This window comes from Fulvivirga lutimaris (genome assembly GCF_009711525.1).
In the GTDB taxonomy this organism is placed as follows: Bacteria; Bacteroidota; Bacteroidia; order Cytophagales; family Cyclobacteriaceae; genus Fulvivirga; species Fulvivirga lutimaris.
In genome coordinates this window covers 1-26,711 of sequence record NZ_SMLV01000385.1, presented here as the reverse complement: position 1 = coordinate 26,711, position 26,711 = coordinate 1, and the positions used below count along the sequence as shown (strand labels likewise).

The window sequence follows — 26,711 nt, the reverse complement described above, 5'->3', positions numbered from 1 at the left end:
TGAGGAGAACCTAAAGGATCTCAAAAAGTTGGGAGTAAAAGTTATTGACCTTACCGGAGGGGAGCCTTTACTACATCGTGAAATTGACAAGCTTTTAAAACTCGCCAAGGATTACGGCTTTATTACTACGCTAACCACCAACTGCCTGCTCTATCCCAAATGGGCCGAAAAGATAAAATGTCTTGTGGACATGCTGCACTTCTCTCTTGATTCTCCTGAGAAAGAAGAACACAACAAATCCAGAGGAGTAGAATGCTTTGATCATGTAATGGAATCAATAAAGCTGGCGAAGTCATTAAATGAAAGGCCTGATATCATTTTTACTGTTTTTGAAGAAAATGTTGAGCAGATTGAAAAAGTATATCAGAACATTAGCCAACCAAATGATTTAGTACTTATTCTTAATCCTGTGTTTGATTACAATCAGGTTGAGACCGGCAATCAGCTTTCTGATCACACATTAAAAGCAATTGCAAAATGGGGAAGTAAAAAAGGAGTTTATCTAAATGATGCCTTTATAACCTTAAGAAAAGATGGTGGTAATCATGTGCAAGACCCCGTTTGCAAAGCTGCCAGCAGCACCATTGTCATATCTCCGGAAAATGAACTGGTACTACCCTGTTATCACCTGGGAACCAAAAACTTCATAATTGATGGCAACTTGTATAATCTCTATCATTCTGAAGAGGTACAAAAACTTGTAGCATTAGAAGGCAGGCTGCCAGAATGTGAAGGTTGCACCATCAACTGCTACATGCAGCCATCCTTTGCTGTAGAAGTCAATAAATATTTTTGGAAAGCACTACCTAGCACCATAAAATATAATCTTATAAAAGGCACTTGGAAGGCACTCATCTAAATCCTTCACACCTTCTATCAATTTTCAATCGGCTTTTTAAAATATGTTTTATAGATTGTGGCCGTAAACCAATAAATTATGAAACAACTCTTTTTAATCGCTCTGATGTTTATCTGCATCACAGCTCAAGCTCAGAAAAAACCTCTTAATCATGATGATTTTGACATTTGGAACAGGGTATCGTCAACTGAGATATCTCCCGATGGTAAAATAATTGTCTATCACCTGGTACCCGGTAAAGGTGACCAAACCATGAAAATAATGGGTAGTGACGGCAAGGAGCTAGCCTCTATTCCAAGAGCTGAAAACTCAACCATCACCTGGGATTCCAAATATGTGGTTTTTACTATAAAACCAGCTATGGATTCCGTGAGAGCACTAAAAAGAATAAAAACTAAAGAGGATAAGCTACCCAAAGATTCATTAGGGATTTTTAATATCTCCACTAAGACTGTAGAAAAGTACGCCAGGGTTAAATCTTATAAAGTGCCTAAAGAATGGCCTGGCATGGTGACTTTTCAATTAGAGCCTGAGCTACCTGTAAAGGAGCCAAAGGACTCTACAAGTCAATCGGAGGGCCCAAAACCAAAAAAGAAAAAAGGCAAGAAAGTGAGTAAGGATAATGGATACCATCTTGTAGTGCTGGATCTGAACTCCAAAGAAATGGATACCATATTTTATGTGACAGACTATGAGCTGGCGAAGCGTGGTTCTAATTTTATCTACCATACTTCAGGCAAAGATTCCACCATCAATGAAGGTGTTTATTACTATGAAAAAAACAATAATAATAAACGCCCTTTATGTAGAGCAAAAGGAAAATACACACAATTAGCATTATCAGAAGATGGGCTTCAGGCAGCATTCCTTGCTGATCTTGATACTACTAAAGCCCTTATTCGTGATTATCAGATGCGCTACTGGGCTCAGGGCCGCGATAGTGCTTTGGTAGTAGCTAAAAGAGGATCAACTGGACTTCCTTCAGATTGGATTGTTAATCAGAACGGCAAAGTGGAATTCTCAAGAAAAGGAACAAGGATCTTCTTTGGAAGCTCTCCAGAACCTGTGGTTCAGGACACCTCTTTACTAACTGATGAAATAATACAGGTGGAAATATGGAACTACCAAAATGGAAGACTTCATACACAGCAAAATATTGAGGCTGATGAAGACAAAAAAAGGTCATACAAAGCCTATTACAACTTAATGGAAGAAAGTATAATACAACTTGGTCAGCTTGAAATACCCGAGGTAGAAGTGCCCGATCATGGTGATGCTGATTACGCCTTAGGTGTTTCTAATCTGCCCTATGAAAAATATATTTCGTGGGAAGGGTACCCGAGACGCTCAGACCTTTACTCTATAAATCTAAGAACAGGAAAAGCCACTCTGGCTAAACAAGAAGTGCGTGGTAATGGCGGTATTTCAGCCGAAGGACAATATCTATACTGGTACAATGCCGAAGACACCACATGGTCAAGTTATGATAATGAGACTCTAAAGACCTACTTATTAACTGATAAAATAACTGTTTCATTGGCCGATGAACTTAATGACCAGCCCAACTATCCATATCAGTATGGTTCAGCCGGCTGGACCAGCGGAGATCAAAGTTTCTTAATCTATGATCGTTATGATATTTGGAAGCTATCGCCCGACAACAGCTCAGCTCCTCAAAAGCTAACTGATGGAAGAGCTTCAAAAACTAAGTACCGCTATGTTGATCTTGATAGAGAAGAAGAGGCCATTGACCCTTCTTATATGCTTTTAGAATTGTTTCAGGAAACTGATAAAAGTGCTGGCGTAGCAAGCATGCAGAATTTCTCTGCTCCTAAAAAGTTAATGATGGAAAGTGCTGACTTCAGAGGATTTGCTAAAGCTAAAAATGCTGAATCTATCATTTACCAAAAGGGCAATCAGATTGATTATCCTGATTTATATGCCACTAATTATGCATTTAAGAAAAGTTCTAAATTAAGTACTGCCAACCCACAACAGTCAAAATACAACTGGGCAACTGTAGAACTGGTTAATTGGAATTCATTGGATGGTGAGGCTTTGGAAGGTTTGCTTTATAAGCCTGAAAACTTCGATCCAAACAAGAAATATCCCATGATTACCTATTTCTATGAAAGAAATTCTGACAACCTTAACAGACACTGGGGAGCTGTGCCGATTAGGTCAATTGTCAACCCAACTTTCTATGCAAGCCGTGGGTATTTGGTTTTTATTCCTGACATTACTTATAAAATTGGCTACCCTGGCGAGAGCTGTTATAATGATGTGATACCTGGCGTTACTTCACTTATCGAAAAAGGATTTGTTGATAAGAAAAGATTAGGTGTTCAGGGCCATAGTTGGGGTGGTTATCAGGTGGCTTACCTGGTTACAAAAACTGATCTCTTTGCCGCAGCAGAAGCTGGTGCTATAGTATCTAATATGATCAGTGCCTATGGTGGTATTCGTTGGTGGACTGGTTTAAGCAGAATGTTTCAGTATGAGCACACTCAAAGTAGAATAGGCGGCACCTTATGGGAATACCCAATGAGATACATCGAAAATTCCCCCATCTTCTCTGCTGACAAAGTGAATACACCTTTACTATTGATGCATAACGATGCTGATGGTCATGTGCCGTGGTATCAGGGTATTGAGTACTATGTGGCACTAAGAAGGTTAGGAAAACCTGTTTGGATGCTTAATTATAATGGCGAACCTCACTGGCCAACAAAATATGAGAACATCCGTGATTTCAACGTTCGTATGAGTCAGTTTTTTGATTACTATTTAAAAGGTGCACCGCAGCCAACCTGGATGGGCAAAGGAATACCTGCCATAGAAAAAGGGATTAATAAAGGATATGAACCTGCTAAAGAGTAATCTGATGAAAAAATATTTAACGCTTATGCTCATAATTACTCTAGCTGCTTGCACAGCTAAAGTAGAGGTTACAGAAGAACCTACCAAAGCAGAAATTGATACTGTTATGGATGCCTGGCACAAAGCAGCAGCCAATGCTGATTTTGAAAAATACTTTAGCTACTTTGAATCGGACAGCTCCATTTTTATGGGCACCGATGCAACTGAGCGTTGGACGGTGGCAGTTTTTAAACCGTGGAGTAAACCCTATTTTGATAAAGGCAAAGCCTGGAGTTTTACAGCTGTCAAAAGGTATGTTTACTTCTCTGAAGATGGCAAAACTGCCTGGTTCGATGAAGAACTTGACACTCCTAATCTTGGACCAAGTCGGGGCACCGGTGTGTTGACCAAAACAGAGAACGGTTGGAAAATATCACACTACAACCTGACCATTCCAATTCCTAATGAATTGACTGATGAGTTTATTCCTAAGATTGATAGTGTGCTTAACAAGTAATTAATCTCAAAAGAAGGCGTCTTAAAAGTATTAAAATATCGTCATTGCGAGGAACCGAAGCAATCTCAGGGTTGTCTGCGATTCCTTAGAAGAGATTGCTTCACTGCGTTCGCAATGACGCTTAACTTTTAAGACACCTTCTTTTTATTATCACATGATGCAAACATTGACAATTTCTTACATCACATTGAATAGTGCATTTTAGTTACAAAACTGACTTGATTATGAGCTGAAAAATTCTCAATTTCATCAGCCCAATTCTTGAGTCATATGTTAAACTTTGTTTTGTTTGTCTTACTTGCCAGCCTTAATACATCAGAGTATGATGGTATGATTTTCTGGCAAGAGAACAGAGCAATAGATTGGACTGATTTCAAAGGCATACCAAACTTAACCAGTCCCTATGATGCAGAGGCCAATTCAGGGGTAAGATATACGTACACATTCACAACACAAGGAAGTGCAGCGCTAGTCAATTTTGAAGTACACTCATTCTTTAATGCCGAACAGTCCTGGATAAAAAGTCAAAAACAAACTGATTTTTTATTGGAGCACGAACAATTACACTTTGATATATCAGAATTGCATGCCCGTAAATTAAAAAAGGCTTTTGGTGAGTATGAATTCAGCAAATCTCCCAAAAAGGAAATCGAAAAGATTTTCAATAAAATCAACAGAGAACGGGCTGAAATGCAGGTTCAGTATGATAAAGAATCTGATCATTCTAAAAATAAGTTGGCGCAAGCCAAGTGGAAAGCTTTCGTTAAAGCTGAATTAAGCACACTTTCAAGATATCAGTAGCTATTCTTCGGGCAGATATTATTGTCCAAATTTTAAATCTCACATTATAGTTTTAAACATTTACTCAATATATTTGTAGTCCTTAAAACAAGGACAATTTTTCACTGAAGAAATCGAACAATTTCAATGAATACAGTAATTATTACTTCAATAGTAGCCTTTACAGTTATCATACTGTTATTGGTATTGATACTGCTTTTCGCACAATCTAAGTTAGTGCAGTCGGGCCCTGTTAATATTATCGTTAATGGTGATAAGGAAAACCCAATTGTTACTACAGCAGGATCTACTTTATTAACAACCCTTTCTGCTCAAAAAATCTTCTTGCCATCGGCTTGCGGTGGTGGTGGTACTTGCGCAATGTGTAAGTGTGTTGTAGAAGAAGGTGGTGGTGATGTACTGCCAACAGAGGTAGGCCACTTGAGTAGAGCTGAGCAAAAAGAAAAGGTAAGACTATCATGCCAGGTTAAGGTGAAGCAGGATATGGATATCAGGATTCCTGAAGAAATATTCGGTATCAAAAAATGGGAAACTACAGTTCAGTCGAACTACAACGTTTCTACATTTATTAAAGAGTTTGTCATGAAATTGCCAGAAGGTGAAACATTGGATTTCGAAGCTGGTGGTTACGTACAGATTGATGTTCCGGCTATCGAGGTTGACTTCAAAACAATGGATATCACTCCTAAGCCAGAGCTAGGTCACCCTGATGATAAATACAAAGAAGATTGGGATAACTTCAATCTTTGGGATCTTAAAATGGTTAATGATGAGCCTATTTTTAGAGCTTACTCTATGGCCAACCACCCGGCAGAAGGAAATATTGTAATGTTGAATATTCGTATTGCTACTCCACCATGGGATAGAGATGCTGGAAAATGGATGGATGTAAATCCTGGTATTTGTTCTTCTTACGTGTTCTCTAGAAAGCCTGGTGATAAAGTAACCATTTCAGGACCTTACGGTGAATTTGCCATCAACCCTACTGACAGAGAGATGATCTACATTGGTGGTGGTGCAGGTATGGCTCCATTAAGAGCTCAAATTTTCCACCTTTTCCATACTGAAAAGTCTAGCAGAAAAGTTTCTTACTGGTATGGTGGTCGTTCTAAAAAAGAATTATTCTATACCAATCACTTTAGAAAAATTGAAGAGGAGTTTCCTAATTTCCAATTCAACATAGCGCTTTCTGAGCCTTTAGAAGAAGATAACTGGAAAATCAAGAAGTCACTTGACGATAAAGATGCTGATGGATATGTTGGATTTATTCACAAGGCATTATATGATAACTATTTGAGTGATCATCCTGAGCCGGAAGAAGTAGAATTCTACTTATGCGGACCTCCTTTGATGAACGCAGCCGTACTACAAATGCTCGATGATATGGGCATTCCGCCAGAGAACATCAGATTTGATGACTTTGGAGGATGATAAATTAAAAAAGTATTTTAAAACCCTGATCCAGGCCAAGCCGAGATCAGGGTTTTTTGTTTGCATATTCCTCAAGCAAAGTTGTATTTTAGAACCAAATAATCTCACATGGATCTTAAGATATTCTTTTCCCCACTCGATGAAGAGTTGTTCTCAAATATTAGAAGCAGCACCAGCTTTCTAAAAAACATAAAAGCCAATATTGACAACATGCCTGATTTTAAGGGTGCTGATATTGCTATTATCGGGGTTGAAGAGGAAAGAGGATCTGTAACCAATAAAGGTGCCGCTAAGGGAGCTAATGAAATCAGAAAGAAACTTTACAAGCTCAAAAAAGGAACAGGTAAATATAAAATAGTTGACCTTGGTAATATCAGAAACGGCATGGACCGTGATGAAACTATAGGTAGGGTTTCCGAGGTCTGTCAGGTGTTGGTTCAGAATAACATACTGCCCATTGTAATTGGCGGCACCCATGATATTGATTATGGTCAGTACAAGGCATATGAAGGGATGGAAAAGCTTATCAGCCTGTTAAATGTTGATGCTTTTCTGGATATGGAAGAAGGTATGAGTGAGCCGGAGAATGAAAAGCACATTCATAAAATCCTCCTCCACGAGCCCAACTATCTATTCAACTACAGTCATTTGGCATATCAGAGTTATCTGATAGATCAGAACGCTATAAACATATTGGAGAAACTTTATTTTGAAGCTTACCGCATTGGCCATTTGCGCTCTAACATCACTGAGATGGAGCCTATAATCAGAAATGCTGATATGCTTTCTTTTGATATATCAGCTATAAAATCAAGTGATGCGCCTGGCAATGCTAATGCTCAACCATTTGGGTTAACTGGTGAAGAAGCTTGCCAGATCTGCTGGTATGCGGGCCTTAATGAAAAACTGAGCTCTGCAGGGTTTTATGAATACAATCCTGATAAAGATGATGACTCAAAAAAGACCGCTGCTGTAGTAGCTACTATGATCTGGTATTTTATAGAAGGTTTTTACCACAGAAAGAACGAGCAGAACTTCAAAACTAATGACTATCTAAAGTTTGTAGTTTCTATGTCTGGAGATCCCGATGCATTGTGCTTCTATAAAAGTAAGCTCAGTGAGAAATGGTGGATGGAAGTACCTTTCCCTAAAGGCAAGGACAAATATTCGCGCAATTGCATAATACCTTGCAGCTATTCTGACTATCAAATGGCCACTCATGGCGAGTTACCAGACAGGTACATTACAACCCATGCTAAATTAATTTGAAAATAATGTGTTAAATTGTTAGCCTTAGTATTGAATGAATAATCAATAGATGAGGCAAAATTTAACCATAACGATCATAGGTCTTGGAGAAGTTGGTGCTACCATTGCCAGTCTGATATTGGGAGAAACCACTAACTCAACCATCAATCTTGTTGATATTAAGGATGTAAGTGGAAGAGTGCTTGATATAAAGCATGCTGGGAGTTTTACCAATAATAAGGTCATAGCAAACAATCCGTTTGTCACCAACCATTCTGATTTTATAATATACGCTGCAGGTTTTAGCAATGCGGTAAATGCTGAGCGTAACTCCGTAGCTGATCAAAATAAGATTTTGGTAAGAAAAGTATTCAGGAAAATACAGCCAAAAAAAGACGCAGTCATCATCGCTGTTTCTAATCCTGTAGAGTTGGTATCTCAATGGATTAGCGAAACATATAAGAATAATATTACTGTAGTAGGAACAGGCACATTTCTGGATACCATAAGGCTTAAGTTTTTGATTAGTGAAAGATTAAATAAAAATATAAGTCTGATTGATACGGTAGTTATTGGAGAACACGGTGAGAATATGACCCCTGTATATTCGCAAACTACAGTTGACTCTGAATCCATTTTAGATATTTTGGGAATGAAGCAAATAGAAGAGCTGACAACCAATCTCAAAAACTCCGCTAGAAGTATAAGGTCTACCGAATCGGCTACAAAATTTGGAGTAGCACAATGTGTTATTGACATTATTAAGGCATTCTATAATTATCAAAGCATCATACCACTCTCCATAATGATTAATGATGCTTACAAGAAATTATTGGGTGCATATAGTGACAACTTTGTTTCACTACCATGTAAAATTGTAGAGTTTACACCTATTCCTGTGATGCTTGACCTCGATCCTCAGGAGTTTATTAACCTTAAAAATGCTTATAGTTCTATCAGTCGCCATAAATAGCGATAAATTAGATTGTAAATAGGTGCTTTTTTAGACCTATATTGGCATTTTTGCAGCATCGGTAAAAGAGGAAAACAATGAGGTTGTCACAAATAGCCAGAAAACTAGGAGCCACGCAAAGTGAGCTTTCTGAAAAGCTAGTATCAAATGGAGAAAAAGCACCAGAAGGTGGCAACTCTAAGCTTACCGAAGAACAGATCACCTTGCTTTTTAGATTATATAATTATTCTGAACCGGAAGAAAAAGAAGAGGAGGTTGTAACCGAACCGAGCGATAAAACAACTGTCGAAGAAACCCAGGAATCGGAAGTAGAAATTATAGAAGAAATTGTTGAGGATGCAGCTCAAACTGAAGTTGATGAGGTAGCACAACCAGAGCCAGAGGCAGCGGAAGAAAGCATAGAAGAACAGCCTGCTGCAGAAGTTGAAGTTATTAGGGCCAAAAAGATCAAGCTTGAAGGAATAAAGGTTTTGGGTAAAATTGAACTTCCTGAAAAGCCTGTAAAAGTGAAGGAAGAAGGTGAGGATAATGAAAATGAACCTAAAACCGAAGAAAAGCCCGAGCGAAGGCAGCCTAGAAATAAGCGATCAAACCCTAAGAACAGAAGAAGAGAACCGGAACTTTCTTTTGAAGAAAAGCAAGCCCTTGAAGAGCGAAATCGTCTAAAAGAGAAACGCAAGCGCGAAAGGCAGCTTAAGGAGAAGAAGAAAAAGTACTTCGAGCAAAACATCAAACCCAAGCAAGAGGAAGTAGGAACTAAGCAGAAGAAAAAGAAGAAAAAAGAACTTAGTAAAGCGGCTACTGAGAAGCGAACTAAAATCACCACAAAAAATCCATTCAAGCGCTTCTGGATTTGGTTGAATGATCCGTATGCTTAATTAGTAGCCAGACAAGAGTATTTAGTGGTAAGACAAATAAAATAACTAGTTAACCAGTTTAGGGTCTAATGTCTCACTACTGATTATATCTAATTAATAGATCCCATAACTCTTTTCATAAAACCATTAAGAGCTTCCTTTTTATCAGCTCCATTTTTCACCTCTTTGCTAACTTCAAGTGCTCCATAAAGATTTGAAAGCAGCTCCCCCAACACTTCTAACTCCTCATCTTTAATACCCGGTGCATCAGCCAAATGCTCCATCAATTCTATTGTTTCTACAACCCAGTCTTGGTCATGTGTATCTACAAACTCAACAATATGCTTTATTAATGGTAATCTCATGTTTCTGTTTTTAAAATTTTGGCAAAGAAAATAAAGACTTCATCAAAATCATCATTTGAATGATTGATTAAATTAATCTCTGAATAGGTTAAAGTGATTAATTATTCTAATGGCTTATTAGGCAAGTAAAGCTTGAATACACTACCCTCACCTTCCTTGCTTTCTACCTCAATCTTTCCTTTGTTTTGAAGTGCATATTCCTGGCAAAGCATAAGACCAAGGCCAGTACCTTTCTCACCAGCAGTGCCTCGCATTGAGGTTATCTTAAGGCTAAAAAGATTATTGATTATGCTTTCTGGAATACCTCTGCCCGTATCTTCAACAGCAATGGAAGTATAATCTTTATCTGCCATACATATAATTTTAATCTCGCCTTTAGACTCAGTGAATTTGATAGCATTGTTCACAAGGTTTCTTACAATCAATTCAGTGTGATTTGGGTCTGCATAAACAGTACAGGACTCAGCTGGATCAACTGATAAAGTTATATTCTTTTGTTCTGCCACAGGTTGATAAACATCTTTGAGCGTTGTTATAATTTCTGCCATGTTAAACTCAACAGGGATTATTGAAGATTGGTCCATTTGCAACATTCCCCATTGAATCAGGTTGTCAGTCATTTTTAGGGTAGCTCTCACATTTTCATTTAGCTGTTGCATCATTTCTGTAATCTCTTCTTGAGACAGTGAGTCCATGTGCCTTCTCACTAATTCAGAAAAGCCAATAATAGATTGTAAAGGACTACGCAGGTCATGTGAAATGATAGAAAACATTTTATCCTTTGTTCTTATCAGTTCTTCAAGTTCCTCTGATTTATGACGGATCTGTTCTTTTTGTTGGTTTAATAATTTGACAGAACGCTGTAGTTTCCTTCCACTCAAAAGTGCATAGAGAAGCGCAAAGAAAGTCACAGCTGCCAGCACTGCCACAATTACCAAATAGGTCTGCTGTTTCTGTATGAGTGATTCGGAAAATTCTTGTTGTTCCTCCAAAACCTGATTCTCAACGCCAACCTTCATAGAGTTATACACTGTATTCAACAGGTTTTCTTTGTCTTCCATTATTGCCGTTGAGAGTGAATCCTTCAGACGCTCGTAATTATTCAAATAAGCTTTCGTCATGTTAATATTCCTATTTTCCACATGATATATTGCCAGTTGAAAGTATATATCTACAAGCTCATAAGATTGTTGATTTTTTAGCGCATAATTTTCTGCAGTTTCCAATTTTTTCCGATAATCTTCATTTTTGCTAAATTTCTTATACAAATTCGCCAATTCAACCATTGATTCAAGGGTTGATACTTTGTGAGAATTTTCTCCTATTAGATTTGATAATTTGATTACAGCTTTGAAATAATATTCTGCAGAGTCATATTTTTCTTCTTTAGTATAGATAAGTCCAAGTGCCCTCAGGCTAAAAGTCTTTGCCAGTTGATTATTATTTTTATGGCTTAAAGAAAGTGCTTGATGTTGTAATTTTTTTGCTTCCTGTAATTCACCTGTGTAATATAAAGCCTCCCCATAATTGAGGCTTGCTATTGCCAATCGCTCAGAATTTCCTTGATCTTTAAAAAAGTCATACGCCAGTTTATGGTGCTCGGCAGATTTTTTATGCAAATTCTGGATGCGATATATTTTACCAAAATTAATATTGCAATCAGCGATGCCTACTGAGTCACCCTCTGCTTCAAATATTCTCTGGGCCTTAAGAACAAGCTCTGTCGATAAACTATATAGATTCTGACTGGCATAAAACCCTGATAATATCCGGTAGGTAGCAGCCTCATCAATCTTGCTGTTTAGTTTTATTGCAATTCCTAAACCTTCCTCAGCCAAATTGAGAGATCTCTTTGAATCAACATTTAGCAGTTCTCTACTAAGCTCAATTAATAGCTTAACTCTTATTGTTTCGGGTGGATTTTGAGACAATAGTGTTTCCAGGCTATCAATATCAATGTACTGAGAATAGGTTAAGTGTGTGCAGGTACTTACTGCAACAAAGAAAACAATGAGAGATAATTTCTTACTTAACCAACTGACCATTAAGATTTAATATACTTATTTTGAAGCAATTAAAGCCTAAATAAATAGAATCAGTGTCAAAATTTATCATAGAATCTGGAGCTCACGAAGCCTTATTGGGCAAATAAAGCTTGAACACACTACCCTCACCCTCCTTACTCTCTACCTCAATCTTTCCATTGTTCTGAAGTGCATATTCCTGGCAAAGCATTAGGCCTAGTCCGGTGCCTTTTTCACCTGCCGTTCCGCGGGTTGAGGTTATCTTGAGATTAAAAAGATCATTCATCATACTCTCAGGAATGCCACGACCTGTATCTTCTACAGAGATAGAAGTGTAATCTTTATCTGCCCAGCATATAATTTTAATCTCTCCTTTGGATTCAGTGAATTTGATAGCATTATTAACGAGGTTTCTTAAAATCAATTCAGCGTGATTCGGGTCGGCATAAACCGTGCATCGCTCTGCTACCTGAACTGTTAAAGCTATATCTTTTTGCTCAGCCAATGGCTGATATACATCTTTTAAGGTTTTAATTATTTCAGCCATATTAAACTGCATCGGGCTTACAGAAGATTGTTCCATTTGCAACCTGCCCCACTGAATCAAGTTGTCAGTCATTTTTAGGGTTGCACTTACATTTTCACTCAACTGATTCATCATTTCAACCACCTCTTCCTGAGACAGTGAATTCATATGCTTTTTAACTAATTCAGAAAAGCCAATAATAGATTGCAACGGACTGCGCAGGTCATGAGAAATAATTGAAAACATCTTGTCTTTTGTCATTACAAGTTCTTCAAGTTCCTCAGATTTATGACGAATCTGCTCTTTTTGCTCATTCAGCAGCTTTACTGAATTCTGCAACTTAGCTCTACTCACCATAGCATATAGCAAGGCAAAAAAGGCAATAATGGCCAACACCGCCACTATTATCAGGTAGGTCTGCTGTTTTTTTATCAGAGATTCGGAATATGCCTGCTGCTCTTCTAAAACCTCATTTTCAACCCCAACCTTCATAGAGTTATAAACTGTATTCAACAGATTCTCCCTATCAGATATTGTTACAGATAAAAGTGAATCTTTGATGTTTTGGTAGTAGTCTAAATATTCATGGGCCATATCAATATTCTTGTTCTCAGCATAGTATTTAACAAGCTGAAAGTAAACCTCTTCAAGTTCAATAGATCTATGGTACTTAAGCGCATATTGTTCCGCCTGCTCTAGCAGTTTTACCTGTTCTTCTTCTCTTCCATGAGTGTCATACATATCCGCCAGCTCTATCATAGATTCCAGCGTTGATGCCTTTTGAGAATTATCTCCCAGCTCCTTAGATATCTCAATGGCAGCTTCAAAATAATATTGTGCTGAATCAAAATTGTCTTCTTTTTTATAAATAAGGCCAAGAGACTTATAACTAAAAGTCTGGGCGAGAACGTTATTGTTCTCATTATTTAACCTTATAGCCTGATACTGCATTTTTTTGGCTTTGTCCAAGCTATCCAGATAGTACAGGGCCTCACCATAGTTAAGAGAGGTAATAGCAAAGCGATATGAAGGACCATGTTTCTTGAAGTAATCGTAAGCTAATTTATGATGTTCTGCTGCCTTTTTATGAAGGTTCTGAATTCGATATAAATTCCCTGCAGTGATGTTGTTATTGGCTAAACCTAGTGAATCACCTTCCTCTTCAAATATCCTTTGAGCCTTCAGGCCTATTGCCGTTGACAGACTATAAAACTTTTGTGAAGCATAGATGGAAGATAGTATCCTGTAGGCATAAGCTTCATCTAGCCTGCTATTGAGTTTGGTCGCCATATCCAAAGACTCCTCAGCATATCGCATGGCCTTCAGCGGGTCCACATAAACCAACTCCCTGCTTAACTTGTACAATAATTTTACTTTTGCTGAATCAGGAGGATTATTGGTGAGCAAAACCTCAAGACTATCTATATCAATGTATTGAGCACTGGCCAAGTTAGACAGACTGCCCATTAGAATAAGGGCAATAACAAAAAATATTTTTTTAATAAAATGTCTGACCATTAACAATTAATATACTCATTTTCAGGCAATAAAGGGATAAAAATCTTTAGAACAAAAAGCCTAACCTAATATAAAACAGTGTCTCCTCCTCGGATACGCCAACCTCTGTAGATATAACTGCCAGATTAAATGGGGCCAGCCACAGCCCACCACCTACTCCACGATGCCATTTATCAGAATCTTCACCGTCTATCCATACACGGCCCACATCATGAAAACCCAAGATACCCGCTGTGGCTGGAAACAGGTAGCTTCTAAAGCTTAGCAGCTTCAATCGGAATTCAAAATTGCTGTAAAGGCTCTTATCTCCATAAAATCTGGTTTTTCTGAAACCTCTAATTTGCTCCCTTCCGCCTAAAGTTTGTCCTTTAAAAAATGGATAGTCTCCGAAATTGATACCATAACCAACACGGGTAGCAAATGTCAGCCTTGCTGGTAATTTGAAGCTGTGATAAAGGGACAGGCTGGTGTTATATTGGTGAAAGTCATCTTCGGTATCCCGAAAACCATAAAGCGTATTGATTTTATTCGTCCAATGTATACCAGTAGTCGGAAACCTTGGATTCTTTCTGGTATCTACATCAAGCCTAAGACCTCCTCCAATGTAACTATAGGTATTTTCATTTTCGAGACCAGACCCTGGCAAAAACACATCAGTGATAAACCTGTCATCATTGCTATCTGAGTTAAGTTCCCAGGTAGCCAGATCATGCGTTATGCCTAACTTGGCAAATGCTCCCAGTTTTCTGAAAAGCCCTACTTCATAGGCCACCTCTTCAAATCGAAGTCGGTAATAGTTTATTGACCTCTTCACATTTACAGTCTCATCTATATTCTGATCAAAGTCACTTTCGTTGCCTAAACCAAAGAAATTATTCACATAGTTAGGGGCATTAATAGTTACATCAACTTCAGCATTCCATTTACCAATAACATCAGTAAATTCTCCATTATATTTGAAATTATAAGAAGAGGTATTGAACGCATAACTGCCTAAAAATATATGCTTCGATTTAAATGGCTCTTTTCTAAAGCCATGATTCGTATAACTAAATCCACCACCAAGAAACACTCCGTCATCAGGATTAAAGCTTCCCATGACCAAAGGCATCAAAACATTATATTTAAAAGCCTTCCTTTCATAATTATTAACGGATTCATCATTCGAAAGCCTGTTCCTGCTTTCACCATTAAGTTTTAATTTGTTTCCTTCCTTGGTGTCATAGAAAATATTTTTCCTACCTAATCCCGCAACTTTTGAGTCATCATCCAGCTCATCCTCGCCTTCTCCACCTATAATTCTAATTTTAATTCCCTTTTTACTTTCACCTTCAATCTCAAACTCATCCTCATTCCCCAAGCCATACAATCTGATTTCCTTGGTTTCATCATACTTGAATAAACGATCGAACAGCACCTTCTTTTTATCACCGTCACCGTCCATTTTTCTCATTACCACATGCACATCTCCATTAGGCATTCTATCCACCTGAAAATGCTCATGTTTATTGCTTCCAACTACATCAACTTTTTTGGCCAGAAATAAATAGTGGTCAATGGCATATTCAGTCAGACTTTCTCTTCGAGCTTTAAGTTTATCTATGACTTCCTGACCATGTAAATCAAAAATTGCCTTTGGCCATTGACCGATAGCGTTTTCAATTACCTCATCCGTCATTTTAGATTTCAATGTTTCGGCAGCATCAATCCAGTCTTGTTTAGAAAGACCTGTTAAAAATGATCTGTCAAAATACCGGGCATTAAACATCAAGCCAGACGGCCAATTCACTTCATAATCAAAACCTTCAAATTTTGGAAGCGCCCACTTTCTTGTCCAGATAGAAGGAAAAAAACCTTCGCTAACAAAGAAGGCCTGATCTCTATCGCGCGGTATTGGACGATAGCGATTTCCCTTGCCTTCGTCAATCTCAGACCAGCGCCATTGGTCATCATGTCTGTCCCAATCGCCAATTAGCATATCAAATAGCCTTGATTTAAGTGCAAATTTTTGATCTACATAATTGTCATTATCCTTAGCAAGGTTAGAGATCACCTTCATAGTGTTCTCTATATCTGGAGAATTACCGAAGAAATCAGCATCAGACCAGTCCTTGGCAGGGCGCTCTTCATATAGTGCCAGTGTATTAGCAAAAGTCTGCTGATGCACGCCAAACCTGGGATCATTTGGAATGAATACGACCTTTGGATTGGTATGATAAATATCAGCTGCCTCTGCTAAAAATGGCACTACAAAGGCTCCATAAGGGTGCGAAGCTGAAATTTGGTCTTGTACCAGATCCTGAGCGAAAGTATTTTGAAGAAATTCTGGAATAGCACCTTTTGCATACTTCTCAATCGATCGTAGCACATATTGTTTTCCATTTTCTGCCTCTAATCTCAGTGACTTGGTCTGCTGACCGCCACCACGCTGTACAATCTTCAAACCTCCATGCTCGCTTCCAATATCAAACACAGGTACTTCAATTTCCTGATTCCAAACATCTCTATAATTAGCTCCAAATAAACTCTTATGGAACTTGCTGGTATTGTACTGCTCACTGGCTTTTGTGGTTACCACTGAGTCTTTTAAATCTATCTCTCTAGCAAATTCTTTAGCTGTCAGCTGCCTTTCAAAAGGCTTTACCATCAGCTCTTTTTCAAATGTTTTAGAATCATTGTGAGACCAAAATTCAACTTTAGTCGTGCCATCAGGGTAAAACAAGACCTTAGAAAAGCCATTGATAGACTCTGCATACTCTGCATATTTCTTTTGTTTAACATACGTGGTCTTACTGCCGGAGCCACTTACAATATAATGGACATTGTCTTTGTGAGAGTACTGCAAACTGTGCTCATGCCCTGAAGCATGGATAGTGTTCGGGTATTTTTCCATAACAGCCATAAAGGCATTGCGCATGGCCTTGTATTTTGGATTAGAAAGGTCTTGAACACTGCCTATCATTTTTCTGTACACAGGATAAATTGCTCCTACCACAGGTGGTAACCAATATAACTTACCGGGGAATTGCCCGCCATGTTCACCATACGTAATCATCGGATGATGGCTGACAACTACCACCCTTTTATGCTTATTCCTTTCCAGGATATTATCAAGCTCCTGAAACACTTCTAAGGATGTTTTTGCCTCACAGCCTCCCTGCTCTTCATCTGGTTTATCCCAGCCATATAGCAGCCATTCAGTATCAATAATGGCCAGTGTAATCTGCTCATTGAGACTTACTTCTATAGGTCCTGGGCAGCCATTACTTGGGATAAACACATTAGCACTATCCAACCTATTTTCTATATACTGCTCCTGTCTCATGACCTGTCGCCAGCCATAGCTTCTACCCTGAGCCCAGTCATGATTTCCGGGTATGATATAAGCATCTTTACCAAACGCTCTTGCTAAATCTATCTGTGGTTGAATGGCCGCTTCAGCTGTAGCTCGCTCTTTGTTGCCAATGGCTGGCATACCCTGCTGATAGATATTGTCGCCAAGAAATATGATGCCTTTATTGACATCTTTTCCCATATGTTGTTTTATTAATTTGAGATTAGCCGCCTGGCCTTGCGTATTGGCTCCTGCATCTCCGATAAGATAGAGTGTATATAAAGGCTCCTTATCCTGGGCCCTTGCCAAGGTAAAAGCCAGATTAAAAAAAACAAACAGAAAAACAGTTTTGACAATAAAAATGCTCCTCATTGAAGTGATCCCTTATTTTGTAAGTTTATTAAAGGTAAATAGCCTACCTCTATTTTCTCCGCCCTCGCTCGAAATAAATAATTGACCTTGAGGAGAGAAGCAAATACCTTCCGGTTGATAAAATATTTTCTTATTCAATTTAACAACCTCCTTCAATTTAAGTTCGGCACTATAGACTACTAACACATGATCTGCAGAAAGAATATAAATATCTGACGTCTGAGGGTGCACAGCTATTGCCGATGGATCAAAATCTTTAATGGAATTGAAATGTTCTCTTTTTTCAATGAATTTTTCCAGATCCTTTTTCTCAATAAAAAATAGTGGACTTGGCTTTTCTTCCTCGATAATATAAATACCCTTACCCTCATTATCTATATCATCTATTTTGCCTTCACCTTTTGCAGCTATGAGTAATGCGCCATTATTATAACCTAACCCTTCAAGGTCATTTTTCGAACTAAACTCACTTTTGTACTCCTTAACATTGATAGCCTCATCATCTTGTATCTGAAATGAATAAAAATGTCCATTACTTTTCATTACCCATACAGTGCCATCATCATACTCCACACCTTCATAATCGCCACTCTTCTCAAATTTAACCTTTGTTTCCACCTCCCCTGTGCGGGCATTAATGATATAGAACTTGCCCGTTTCATCTTCAATGGCGCCAAGCTTATCCTCTGAAAGATAGGTTAAACCCGAAATTTCCTGAAGATCATAATGCAGCTTAAAAGTCTCCGTTGGTTCATACAGTTTATAAGGCACCTTGTTGAGATCATAATCCTGAGCATCTTTCGATTGATCTGCCGGAGTGATACAGCTTATGTTCAAAATCAAAACTGTAATACTGATTATGGTGAACTTCATGATTACAAATTAGTCTAAATTGAAGGCCATAAAAAAATTAAGGTTGGTTCGTATTAATTCTTTACAAGAGTATCTTTGCGGATGCCTTTGAAAAACGACCTTTTATTACGCACCATAGCTGGTGAAAAAACTGAGAGAACTCCAGTATGGCTTATGCGCCAGGCGGGCAGAATTTTGCCTGAATATCGTGCAGTAAGAAATTCATTAAGTGGATTTAAAGAATTGGTGGAAACACCAGAACTCGCTGCGGAAGTGACCATTCAACCAGTGGACATTTTGGGAGTGGATGCAGCCATTATCTTCTCAGATATTTTAGTCATCCCCGAAGCTATGGGATTACAGTATGAGATGGTTGAAAAAAGAGGCCCTCATTTTCCTGAGACTATTAAATCTGCTGCTGATGTTAAAAAATTGAAGGTGGCTGATGCCAGTGATGTGCAATACACCATTGATGCCATTAAAGTGACAAAAAAGGAACTCGATGGCCGAGTGCCATTGATCGGATTTGCTGGTGCACCGTGGACCATCTTTGCTTATATGGTAGAAGGTGGAGGTAGCAAAACCTTCTCAAAGGCAAGAGCTATGCTTTATACCGATCCAGAACTTTCACACCAGCTGTTGCAGATGATTACCACCAGTACCATCAATTACCTGAAAGGGCAAGTTGAAGCAGGTACTGATTTGGTTCAAATATTTGACTCATGGGCTGGCATATTGTCACCCACTCAATATGAGAAGTTTAGCTTGCCATACATCAAGAAAATCTGTGATGCCATTACCGAAGTACCTAAAACGGTATTTGCTAAAGATGCCTATTTCGCGAGAGCTTGGTTTGGCAAAATCAACTGCAATACAGTTGGCCTTGACTGGTGCATGGATATAGCAGAATCAAAGGCCTTAATTGGCGACAACAAAACCTTGCAAGGTAATTTGGACCCGTGTGTACTGTATGGCAGCGAAGCCAGCATCAAAGAAGCTACCCAAAGCATGTTGAATCAATTTGGCCCAGCAAGACACATTGCCAACTTAGGCCATGGTGTTTATCCTGACACTGACCCCGGCAAAGTGAAGTTCTTTGTGGATATGGTGAAGGAGTTGAGTGTAAGAGCATGAAGCCTTACTATTGGGGATACTTATTTTTCTTATTTTAGTAATATGAGCATGTGCGAATAGCACATTTCTATGCTTTTAGCGATTGACTGAAATGACTAAATTCTTTGTAACCATATTAACCATGATTAGCATGGCCACTTTCGGTCAGCAATTTGAATGCTTAGATTCAACAAACAAGTTTGAACATTTTAAACCACCAGTTGATTTTAGATTTAAGGTATTTACTAATTCTACTATACCTTCTGAACAATCTCGATTAACGCTGGAAATAATCCCTGAAGAACGAGTAAAATATGATTATTTGATTGATGGAATTAGACTTAACCTCACCAACTGGAGTGATTCAACCATAAGAACAAAGGTTAGTTTTTTGGATATTATTCTTATATGTCAAGTCAGTAATGATGATGAAGAATGGTTCAACATTGAAAGTTCGTTACCGGAATCATATTGTTCTTATGGCATTGAATATTTCGAAATAACTCTAAATAAAGGTGATTTCCTTAAGCTCAAAGCTCCTTGTTATAAAGGTCAAAAAAAGGTTAATATGAGATACGAACTAAGGTTAAAAGATATTATTGTATACTCTAATGAAATTGAAAGTTATATTAACTCCGAATTATTGAATTAAAATGTTTCAATATCACAAACGAGTTCATTAAGTCCTCAATGTCTAAACATTATATTCATTTTAGATAATTTAAACCATGTCCCCTACCTTCTTCCCAACCCCGGCAGATTTTAGAAAATGGTTAGCCAAAAACCATAAGACTTCTACTGAACTTATAGTGGGGTATTATAAGGTAGCAACCGGCAAGCCCAGCATCACATGGCCAGAGTCGGTAGATCAGGCATTATGCTTTGGCTGGATAGATGGCATACGCAGGTCGGTTGATGAAGAAAGTTACTCAGTGCGCTTTACGCCTCGTAGACCAGATAGCTTTTGGAGCACAGTAAATATTAATAAAGTCGAGGCCTTGACCAAGCAAGGCTTGATGATGCCCGCAGGCATTAAAGCTTTCGAGTTAAGAACTGAGAAAAATTCTAGAGTTTATAGTTTCGAAAATGAAGCTCAAGTGCTACCTGCGGATTATCAAAAAATTTTCAAGGCCAATAAAAAAGCATGGCAATTCTTTAAAAACCTCGCCCCCTCGTATTACAGAACCTCTGTCCATTGGATAGTTTCTGCAAAGCAGGAAAAAACAAGATTGTCCCGGTTGGAAAAAATTATAGCAGCCAGCGAGAAGCATGAAAACCCCTGGAGATCCGCCAAGAAGAAATAACTGCAATTCATTATTTATACAGGTCACTTTATCTTGGTACAAATGTTGTAAATCGCTAACTTTCAGCCGTATACAACTCAAATAATGAAAATAATACTTACATCCGCACTCGTACTGATTTCGGTGATCTCAGGAGTATCTCAAGACAAAGCAATCAACTACAAAGAATTACAAAAAATGCTCCCTGGCTCAATCTCGGGTTATAGTCCTTCAGGCGATCCTGATGGCAGTTCATTTGAAATGAATGGCATGTCATATTCCACAGCTGTTCAGGATTATGAAAATGGAGATTCAGAGCTTACCATTTCCATTCATGATTATCAAGGAGCTGAAGCTATGTATTCTACTGCTACCATGGCGTGGAGCATGGGTATGTCTTTTGAAGATGATGAACAAAGTGCCAAAGGCGTAAACATAGATGGCGCTCAGGGGTGGCATGTTTATCAAAAGGAAGATCACACCAGTGAGCTTATGGTAGGCTACAAAGAACGTTACCTGATTACTATTGTAGTTACAGAATCAGACCAGGAAAAGGCAGTTGAAATTTTTAAAAAGCTAGACTTAAGTAAGCTGCCTTAATTTTAGCCTACTCAGAGGTGGCAATAAAATACCCCTGCTTTTTATCATCAAAGTAGATGTCAAAAGTATATTTATTGCCATCCTTTTTAATTTTATAAATGGTGACATGATCCTTTTCTGCTCCATTGGTAGCCGAAATCCATTTGATATGCACCTCATTATCTTTATTTCTGGTTATAGTGGCCCTTCCAATTTCCTTACCACTTGGGTCAAACTCTGTCCATATACTTTTGGATATATTGACCACACTTAAGCTTTCAGAAATATCCTTGTCACCAAGCATCAACTTATTCACGTTAAATTTAGCATCGGAAACAGCAGCATTATGCTGAGCAAAAACAGTTGAATTTAGGCCTATTGTAAGCACTAAAACAAGAATTGATAATTGAGAAGAAGCATTTGATTTCATAGCGTCTGGCATTGATAGTAGCATAATTTAGTAATAAAAATGCGCTTATCAATGCCAGACCTACTCTTAATATTCTGTCCTACTCACTGCGCAGCGACTTTACTGGGTTGACCAGTGCAGCTTTCAATGTCTGATAACCCACAGTCAACCACGCTATCAACAAGGCTACACCTCCTGACATTACAAATGTTAAAACGCTTATAGGTGTTTGATAGGCAAAATTTGCCAGCCATTGGCTCATAAAATAATAAGCCGTAGGAAATGCGATCAATAAGGCCACTAAAATGAGTTTCGTAAAGTCTTTTGACAGTAAGAAAACCACTCCGGTAACTGAGGCTCCCAAAGTTTTTCTCACACCAATTTCCTTGGTTCTCAATCCAGCCATATAAGCAGCAAGTCCGAATAATCCTACGCAGGCTATTAGGATTCCAAGCCCAGCAAACAGTCCGAATATTTTACCAGAATTAGCTTCTGACTTATATTGCTGATCAAGCTCATCGTCCAAAAACTTGTATTTGAAAGGATCCTGAGGAACAAATTGCTTCCATTTGTCTTCAAGTTGAGCAATGGTACCCTGCAAATCTTCACCGCTTAACCTTACGGTAATAACGCCTCCATTGCCATTATTAAGCTCTGTGCTCAACATCACAAATGGACTGATTTTCTCTCTCAAAGACATGTAATGAAAATCCTTAACCACACCTATAATTTCAAACTCTGTAACCACCGGAGGCTGACCATTGGTATTTCTCAACTTCATACCAATAGGGTTGTCAACACCTAGTAACTCCGCAGTTTGCTCGTTGATAATAATGGATAACGAATCATTAAAATCTTTAGAGAAACCTCTTCCTTTAATAATTTCAAAACCCATGGTATTCATGTACTCATCATCAACATTCATGGCATTGGTCGTAATAACCTCTGCACCTCCGGGAGGTAAAAACTGAATTCCAAAATATTGATTTACAGGTATAGAACCTGAAGCCCCTGCCCCAGTAATGGTAGGAATATTTTTAATCTCATTGATAAATACTTCCTGCTGCTCGTTGAGTGAACCCGCTCGGTCAATTACCAGCACTTGCTCTTTATCATAGCCCAAGTCCAGCTTACTCATAAAGTCTATCTGATCCTGAACTATTAATGTTCCTGTTATTAAGATGATAGAAATAGCAAACTGAAAAACTACCAATCCATTTCTCAGCCATGCAGAGCTCTTATTGGTTTGCATACTTCCTTTCATAACCGCAACCGGATTGAAACCTGACAGTACAAATGCCGGATAACTACCGGCCAAAAGACCAATAACAATAGCTGCGGTAATTGAGAAAGGTAAAGCCACAGAACCGGATGCAGCTAACGCCAAATTCTTACCTACAATACTATTGAAATAAGGTAATGTCATATAAACAATACCTAGAGCCAGTATTGTAGCAAAAGTACTCATGAGCACAGATTCTGTTAGAAACTGGCCAACAAGCTGCTGTTTTGGCGAGCCCAATGTTTTTCTTATTCCCACTTCCTTAGCTCTCTCTGTTGATCTGGCAGTAGCTAGATTCATGAAATTGATGCACGCTATCAGTATGATTAATACTGCGATGGAGATAAAAATATAGATGTCGTTAATACTGCCACCATTTTTAAGAGCACCCTGATACTTAACAGGGTATAAATGGATGTCCTCTAATTGAATGAGTGAGTAATTGTATCCGTTGCCACCAGCTACATATTCCTGATAGGTTGTATTTAGATTCTGTTCAATCTGTGGAGCAGCATAAGTTTCTACCATTTTTGGAAACTTAGCTTCCAGCTCTTTCACATCAACATTGTCTTCCAACTCAAAATACATATGTGTTGAGAAGCCTGTGAAATTCTCATTTTGCAGAAAGGGGAAGGTCTTCATAGCCACCATAAAATCAAAATCAAAATGGGAGTTCTCAGGAACATTTTCGCAAATACCACGAACAACAAAATCACCAAAATCTGTTCGCATGGTCTTGTTAATTGGGTCTTCGCTACCAAAGTATTTTGCTGCCATCTCCTGGGTAATCACCATATCCTGAGCATTGGCCAAGACTTTGTCAGGATCACCAGTAGTTACTTTGAAATCAAACATTTGGAAGAAGGTAGAATCAGCTGCCATTAGCCCATACTCTTCAAAGGCCTTTTCCTCACCTTTTTCATCTTGATAGCGAACCATTACAGGGTTGTTTGGTCCAGTCGCAAACATTCTCACAGCATTTTTCACCTCAGGAAAATCCTTTACCATCACATCCGAAAATGAATGAGGAACAAATGCGTAATTGGTTACATGGTCGGGATAAAGGCGTTCTAAAACGAATTTGTAAATATGATCACCTTTGGAATGTTGCTTGTCATAGCTTAGCTCGTCTTCAACATGAAGGAGTATCAAAAGGCTACTCGCAATACCTATTGATAGTCCTAGAATGTTAATAATTGTGTAAATGCGGTTCTTGATTAAGCTCCGCAGGCCGATTTTAATGTAGCTCTTGATCATGATTGGTGTGTTGTTGTAAACAGTAGACTAGCAATCTCAACCAAAAGTTACAGAAAATCACCACTTTTTTATTGGCGGCATCCCCCAAAATGTAGTATTGTTTCTTACTTAAGCATTTTGAGCAATGTGCTCAACTTGGCTTTAAGATTCCTTCTGTCAACAATAAAATCAAGGAAACCATGATCCAACACAAACTCAGCGCTCTGGAAACCTTTAGGTAAGTCTTTACCTATAGTTTCTCTAATAACTCGAGGGCCTGCAAAACCAATTAAAGAACCCGGCTCTGCAATGTTAAAATCTCCAAGCATTGCGTATGATGCTGTTACACCTCCGGTGGTTGGGTCTGTAAGTAATGATATATAAGGAATTTTCGCTTCGCTCAATAGTGCAAGCTTAGCTGAGGTTTTTGCCATCTGCATCAGTGAAAGGCCTGCTTCCATCATTCTGGCTCCACCTGATTTTGAGATCATCAAAAATGGAATTTTGTTTTTTATTGAGTGATCAATAGCTCTGGCTATTTTCTCACCAACAACACTACCCATTGAACCTCCAATAAAACTGAAGTCCATACAAGCAATGGTAATTTCAACCCCATTCATTTTACCATAGGCAGAACGTACAGCATCTTTCAACTCCACCTTCTTCTGCGTACTTTTTATTCTGTCAGGATATGCCTTGGTATCAACAAACTTCAAAGGGTCTGCAGACTCCATATTGGTATCAAGCTCCGTGAACTTGTTGTTATCAAATAGTATATCGAAATATTCCTTAGATCCTATGCGTACATGATACCCATCTTCAGGGCTAACATATGCATTGCTCTTAAGCTCTCTTGTATGAACAATCTTCCCTCCTGGGGTTTTGAACCATAAGCCGTCTGGCGCTTCCTTCTTAGCTTCTGTAGGTGTCTGAATCCCCTTATCTTTTCTTTTAAACCAGCTCATATATGTCGCTTAATTTTGTTCTGTTGATAAAAAATCAATCTCAAAAATCTGGGCAAATATCCATAGTATCTCCAAGCTTTCAAAAATTACCTTTAAGAATGTGACCCGACTAAATAATTTAGTTTCTTTGTAAGGCTCATTTAAAGGGCACAAACAAGTATTTAACTAGACAATCGTATCTATGTCATCTTCAAAATTTAAGCCCGGAGTAATTACCGGCAGCGAGGTTCAGGAATTATTCAAATATGCTAAAGAAAAAGGGTTTGCCATGCCTGCAGTAAATGTAGTGGGCACAAACTCTGTGAATGCCGTTTTGGAAACTGCAGCAGAAATCAACTCACCAATGATGATTCAATTTTCAAATGGTGGTGGAGTTTTTTATGCAGGTAAGGGACTGAACAATGATAACCAAAGAGCTGCCGTAGCTGGTGCTGTATCAGGTGCTCATCATGTGCACATGATGGCTGAAAAATATGGTGCAACTGTGATATTGCATACAGACCACGCTGCTAAGAAATTATTACCATGGATTGATGGTATGTTAGATGCTGGTGAAGATTTTTATAAAGTGCATGGTAAGTCACTATTTAGCTCGCACATGATTGACCTTTCTGAAGAGTCTATCGAGGAAAATATCGAAATCTGTAAGAAATACCTTGAGCGTATGAGCAAAATGGATATGACTTTAGAAATTGAGCTAGGCGTTACCGGTGGTGAAGAAGATGGTGTTGATAATACTGACATCGATAGTTCGAAATTGTATACTCAACCAGAAGAAGTAGCGTATGCTTATGAAGAATTGAGTAAAGTAAGTGACAGGTTCACGATTGCCGCTGCTTTTGGTAATGTGCATGGCGTTTACAAACCAGGTAATGTGAAGTTAACTCCTGTTATTTTGAAAAATTCTCAAGACCACATCATTGAGAAATATGGCACTGGTCCAAACCCAGTTGATTTTGTATTCCACGGTGGTTCTGGTTCTACAGTTGAAGAAATAAGAGAAGGTATCTCTTATGGTGTTGTTAAAATGAATATTGACACTGATTTGCAGTGGGCATATTGGGAAGGTATTAAAAACTTTTACCAGGCGAACGAAGGATACCTTCAGGGACAAATTGGAAATCCTGATGGTGCAGATTCTCCTAACAAGAAATACTACGACCCACGTGTATGGTTAAGAAAAGGAGAAGATTCTTTCAAAGCCAGATTGATCAAAGCATGTGAAGACTTAAATAACATTGGTACTCTGAATTAATCAGTACCAATGTTAAGAGCATAAAAAAAGGCTTGTCAATTGACAAGCCTTTT

General features: G+C 38.4%; 21 protein-coding genes. 13 read left to right on the top strand and 8 right to left on the bottom strand.

The annotated features are described in order from the left end of the window. From E1140_RS11990 to E1140_RS11955, 8 genes are all read left to right on the top strand, one after another. The coding region (locus E1140_RS11990) for a radical SAM protein (protein ID WP_155183774.1) at window positions 1-859 on the top strand (859 nt) is incomplete at its 5' end. A gap of 78 nt (window positions 860-937) precedes the next feature. Next, window positions 938-3,739 (top strand): alpha/beta hydrolase family protein, encoded by a 2,802-nt coding sequence (locus E1140_RS11985; protein ID WP_155183771.1) that lies wholly within the window; start codon window positions 938-940, stop codon window positions 3,737-3,739. Window positions 3,740-3,743: 4 nt separating this feature from the next. Further along, window positions 3,744-4,235 (top strand): nuclear transport factor 2 family protein, encoded by a 492-nt coding sequence (locus E1140_RS11980; RefSeq protein ID WP_155183768.1) that lies wholly within the window; start codon window positions 3,744-3,746, stop codon window positions 4,233-4,235. A gap of 270 nt (window positions 4,236-4,505) precedes the next feature. After that, the gene (locus E1140_RS11975) at window positions 4,506-5,036 is read left to right on the top strand and encodes a DUF922 domain-containing protein (protein ID WP_155183765.1); all 531 of its coding nucleotides are present in this window, start codon (window positions 4,506-4,508) and stop codon (window positions 5,034-5,036) included. Between the two features lie 126 nt (window positions 5,037-5,162). Continuing rightward, a complete protein-coding gene (nqrF, locus tag E1140_RS11970) occupies window positions 5,163-6,467 on the top strand; it encodes an NADH:ubiquinone reductase (Na(+)-transporting) subunit F (RefSeq protein ID WP_155183763.1) in 1,305 nt (434 codons plus the stop codon). 108 nt (window positions 6,468-6,575) lie between these two features. Beyond that, window positions 6,576-7,736, top strand: a complete 1,161-nt coding sequence (locus E1140_RS11965; protein ID WP_155183760.1) for a formimidoylglutamase — start codon at window positions 6,576-6,578, stop codon at window positions 7,734-7,736. Between the two features lie 49 nt (window positions 7,737-7,785). Next, on the top strand, window positions 7,786-8,688 hold the full coding sequence (locus tag E1140_RS11960; protein WP_155183757.1) for a lactate/malate family dehydrogenase: 903 nt from the start codon (window positions 7,786-7,788) through the stop codon (window positions 8,686-8,688). Window positions 8,689-8,765: 77 nt separating this feature from the next. After that, a complete protein-coding gene (locus E1140_RS11955; protein WP_155183754.1) occupies window positions 8,766-9,566 on the top strand; it encodes a hypothetical protein in 801 nt (266 codons plus the stop codon). 89 nt (window positions 9,567-9,655) lie between these two features. On the opposite strand, the gene E1140_RS11950 is transcribed toward E1140_RS11955, so the two are convergent. From E1140_RS11950 to E1140_RS11930, 5 genes are all read right to left on the bottom strand, one after another. Next, on the bottom strand, window positions 9,656-9,910 hold the full coding sequence (locus tag E1140_RS11950) for a DUF6952 family protein (protein WP_155183751.1): 255 nt from the start codon (window positions 9,908-9,910) through the stop codon (window positions 9,656-9,658). Window positions 9,911-10,011: 101 nt separating this feature from the next. Continuing rightward, complete coding sequence (locus E1140_RS11945; protein WP_155183748.1) at window positions 10,012-11,955, bottom strand: tetratricopeptide repeat-containing sensor histidine kinase; 1,944 nt, start codon at window positions 11,953-11,955, stop codon at window positions 10,012-10,014. Between the two features lie 82 nt (window positions 11,956-12,037). Further along, entirely contained in the window at window positions 12,038-13,978 is a 1,941-nt protein-coding gene (locus tag E1140_RS11940; protein ID WP_155183746.1) for a tetratricopeptide repeat-containing sensor histidine kinase, read from the bottom strand. A gap of 46 nt (window positions 13,979-14,024) precedes the next feature. Further along, on the bottom strand, window positions 14,025-17,684 hold the full coding sequence (locus E1140_RS11935; RefSeq protein WP_155183743.1) for a metallophosphoesterase: 3,660 nt from the start codon (window positions 17,682-17,684) through the stop codon (window positions 14,025-14,027). Between the two features lie 12 nt (window positions 17,685-17,696). Continuing rightward, window positions 17,697-18,557 carry an SdiA-regulated domain-containing protein gene (locus E1140_RS11930; protein WP_155183740.1) on the bottom strand — a complete coding sequence of 287 codons (861 nt, stop codon included), beginning with the start codon at window positions 18,555-18,557 and terminating at the stop codon, window positions 17,697-17,699. Window positions 18,558-18,638: 81 nt separating this feature from the next. On the opposite strand from E1140_RS11930, the gene hemE reads away from it, so the two are divergent. The 4 genes from hemE (at window position 18,639) to E1140_RS11910 (ending at window position 21,532) form a co-directional block, all read left to right on the top strand. After that, window positions 18,639-19,670, top strand: a complete 1,032-nt coding sequence (gene hemE / locus E1140_RS11925; protein WP_155183736.1) for a uroporphyrinogen decarboxylase — start codon at window positions 18,639-18,641, stop codon at window positions 19,668-19,670. Window positions 19,671-19,761: 91 nt separating this feature from the next. Then, complete coding sequence (locus E1140_RS11920; RefSeq protein ID WP_155183733.1) at window positions 19,762-20,301, top strand: hypothetical protein; 540 nt, start codon at window positions 19,762-19,764, stop codon at window positions 20,299-20,301. Between the two features lie 76 nt (window positions 20,302-20,377). Then, window positions 20,378-20,953, top strand: coding sequence for a YdeI/OmpD-associated family protein (locus E1140_RS11915; RefSeq protein WP_155183730.1), 576 nt, complete (start codon window positions 20,378-20,380; stop codon window positions 20,951-20,953). Window positions 20,954-21,037: 84 nt separating this feature from the next. Continuing rightward, window positions 21,038-21,532, top strand: a complete 495-nt coding sequence (locus tag E1140_RS11910) for a hypothetical protein (RefSeq protein ID WP_155183727.1) — start codon at window positions 21,038-21,040, stop codon at window positions 21,530-21,532. Window positions 21,533-21,539: 7 nt separating this feature from the next. Here the strand turns inward: E1140_RS11910 and E1140_RS11905 are convergent, their stop codons facing one another. The 3 genes from E1140_RS11905 to accD all read right to left on the bottom strand — a co-directional run bounded on the left by E1140_RS11905 (window position 21,540) and on the right by accD (window position 25,403). Further along, window positions 21,540-21,965: a hypothetical protein gene (locus E1140_RS11905; protein ID WP_155183724.1), complete on the bottom strand. Its 426-nt coding sequence runs from the start codon at window positions 21,963-21,965 to the stop codon at window positions 21,540-21,542. Window positions 21,966-22,020: 55 nt separating this feature from the next. After that, window positions 22,021-24,459 (bottom strand): ABC transporter permease, encoded by a 2,439-nt coding sequence (locus E1140_RS11900; protein ID WP_155183722.1) that lies wholly within the window; start codon window positions 24,457-24,459, stop codon window positions 22,021-22,023. A 104-nt stretch (window positions 24,460-24,563) separates the two neighbouring features. Continuing rightward, window positions 24,564-25,403, bottom strand: coding sequence for an acetyl-CoA carboxylase, carboxyltransferase subunit beta (gene accD, locus E1140_RS11895; RefSeq protein WP_155183719.1), 840 nt, complete (start codon window positions 25,401-25,403; stop codon window positions 24,564-24,566). Between the two features lie 181 nt (window positions 25,404-25,584). On the opposite strand from accD, the gene fbaA reads away from it, so the two are divergent. After that, on the top strand, window positions 25,585-26,658 hold the full coding sequence (gene fbaA, locus E1140_RS11890; RefSeq protein WP_155183717.1) for a class II fructose-bisphosphate aldolase: 1,074 nt from the start codon (window positions 25,585-25,587) through the stop codon (window positions 26,656-26,658). The last annotated feature ends 53 nt before the right edge of the window (window positions 26,659-26,711 follow it).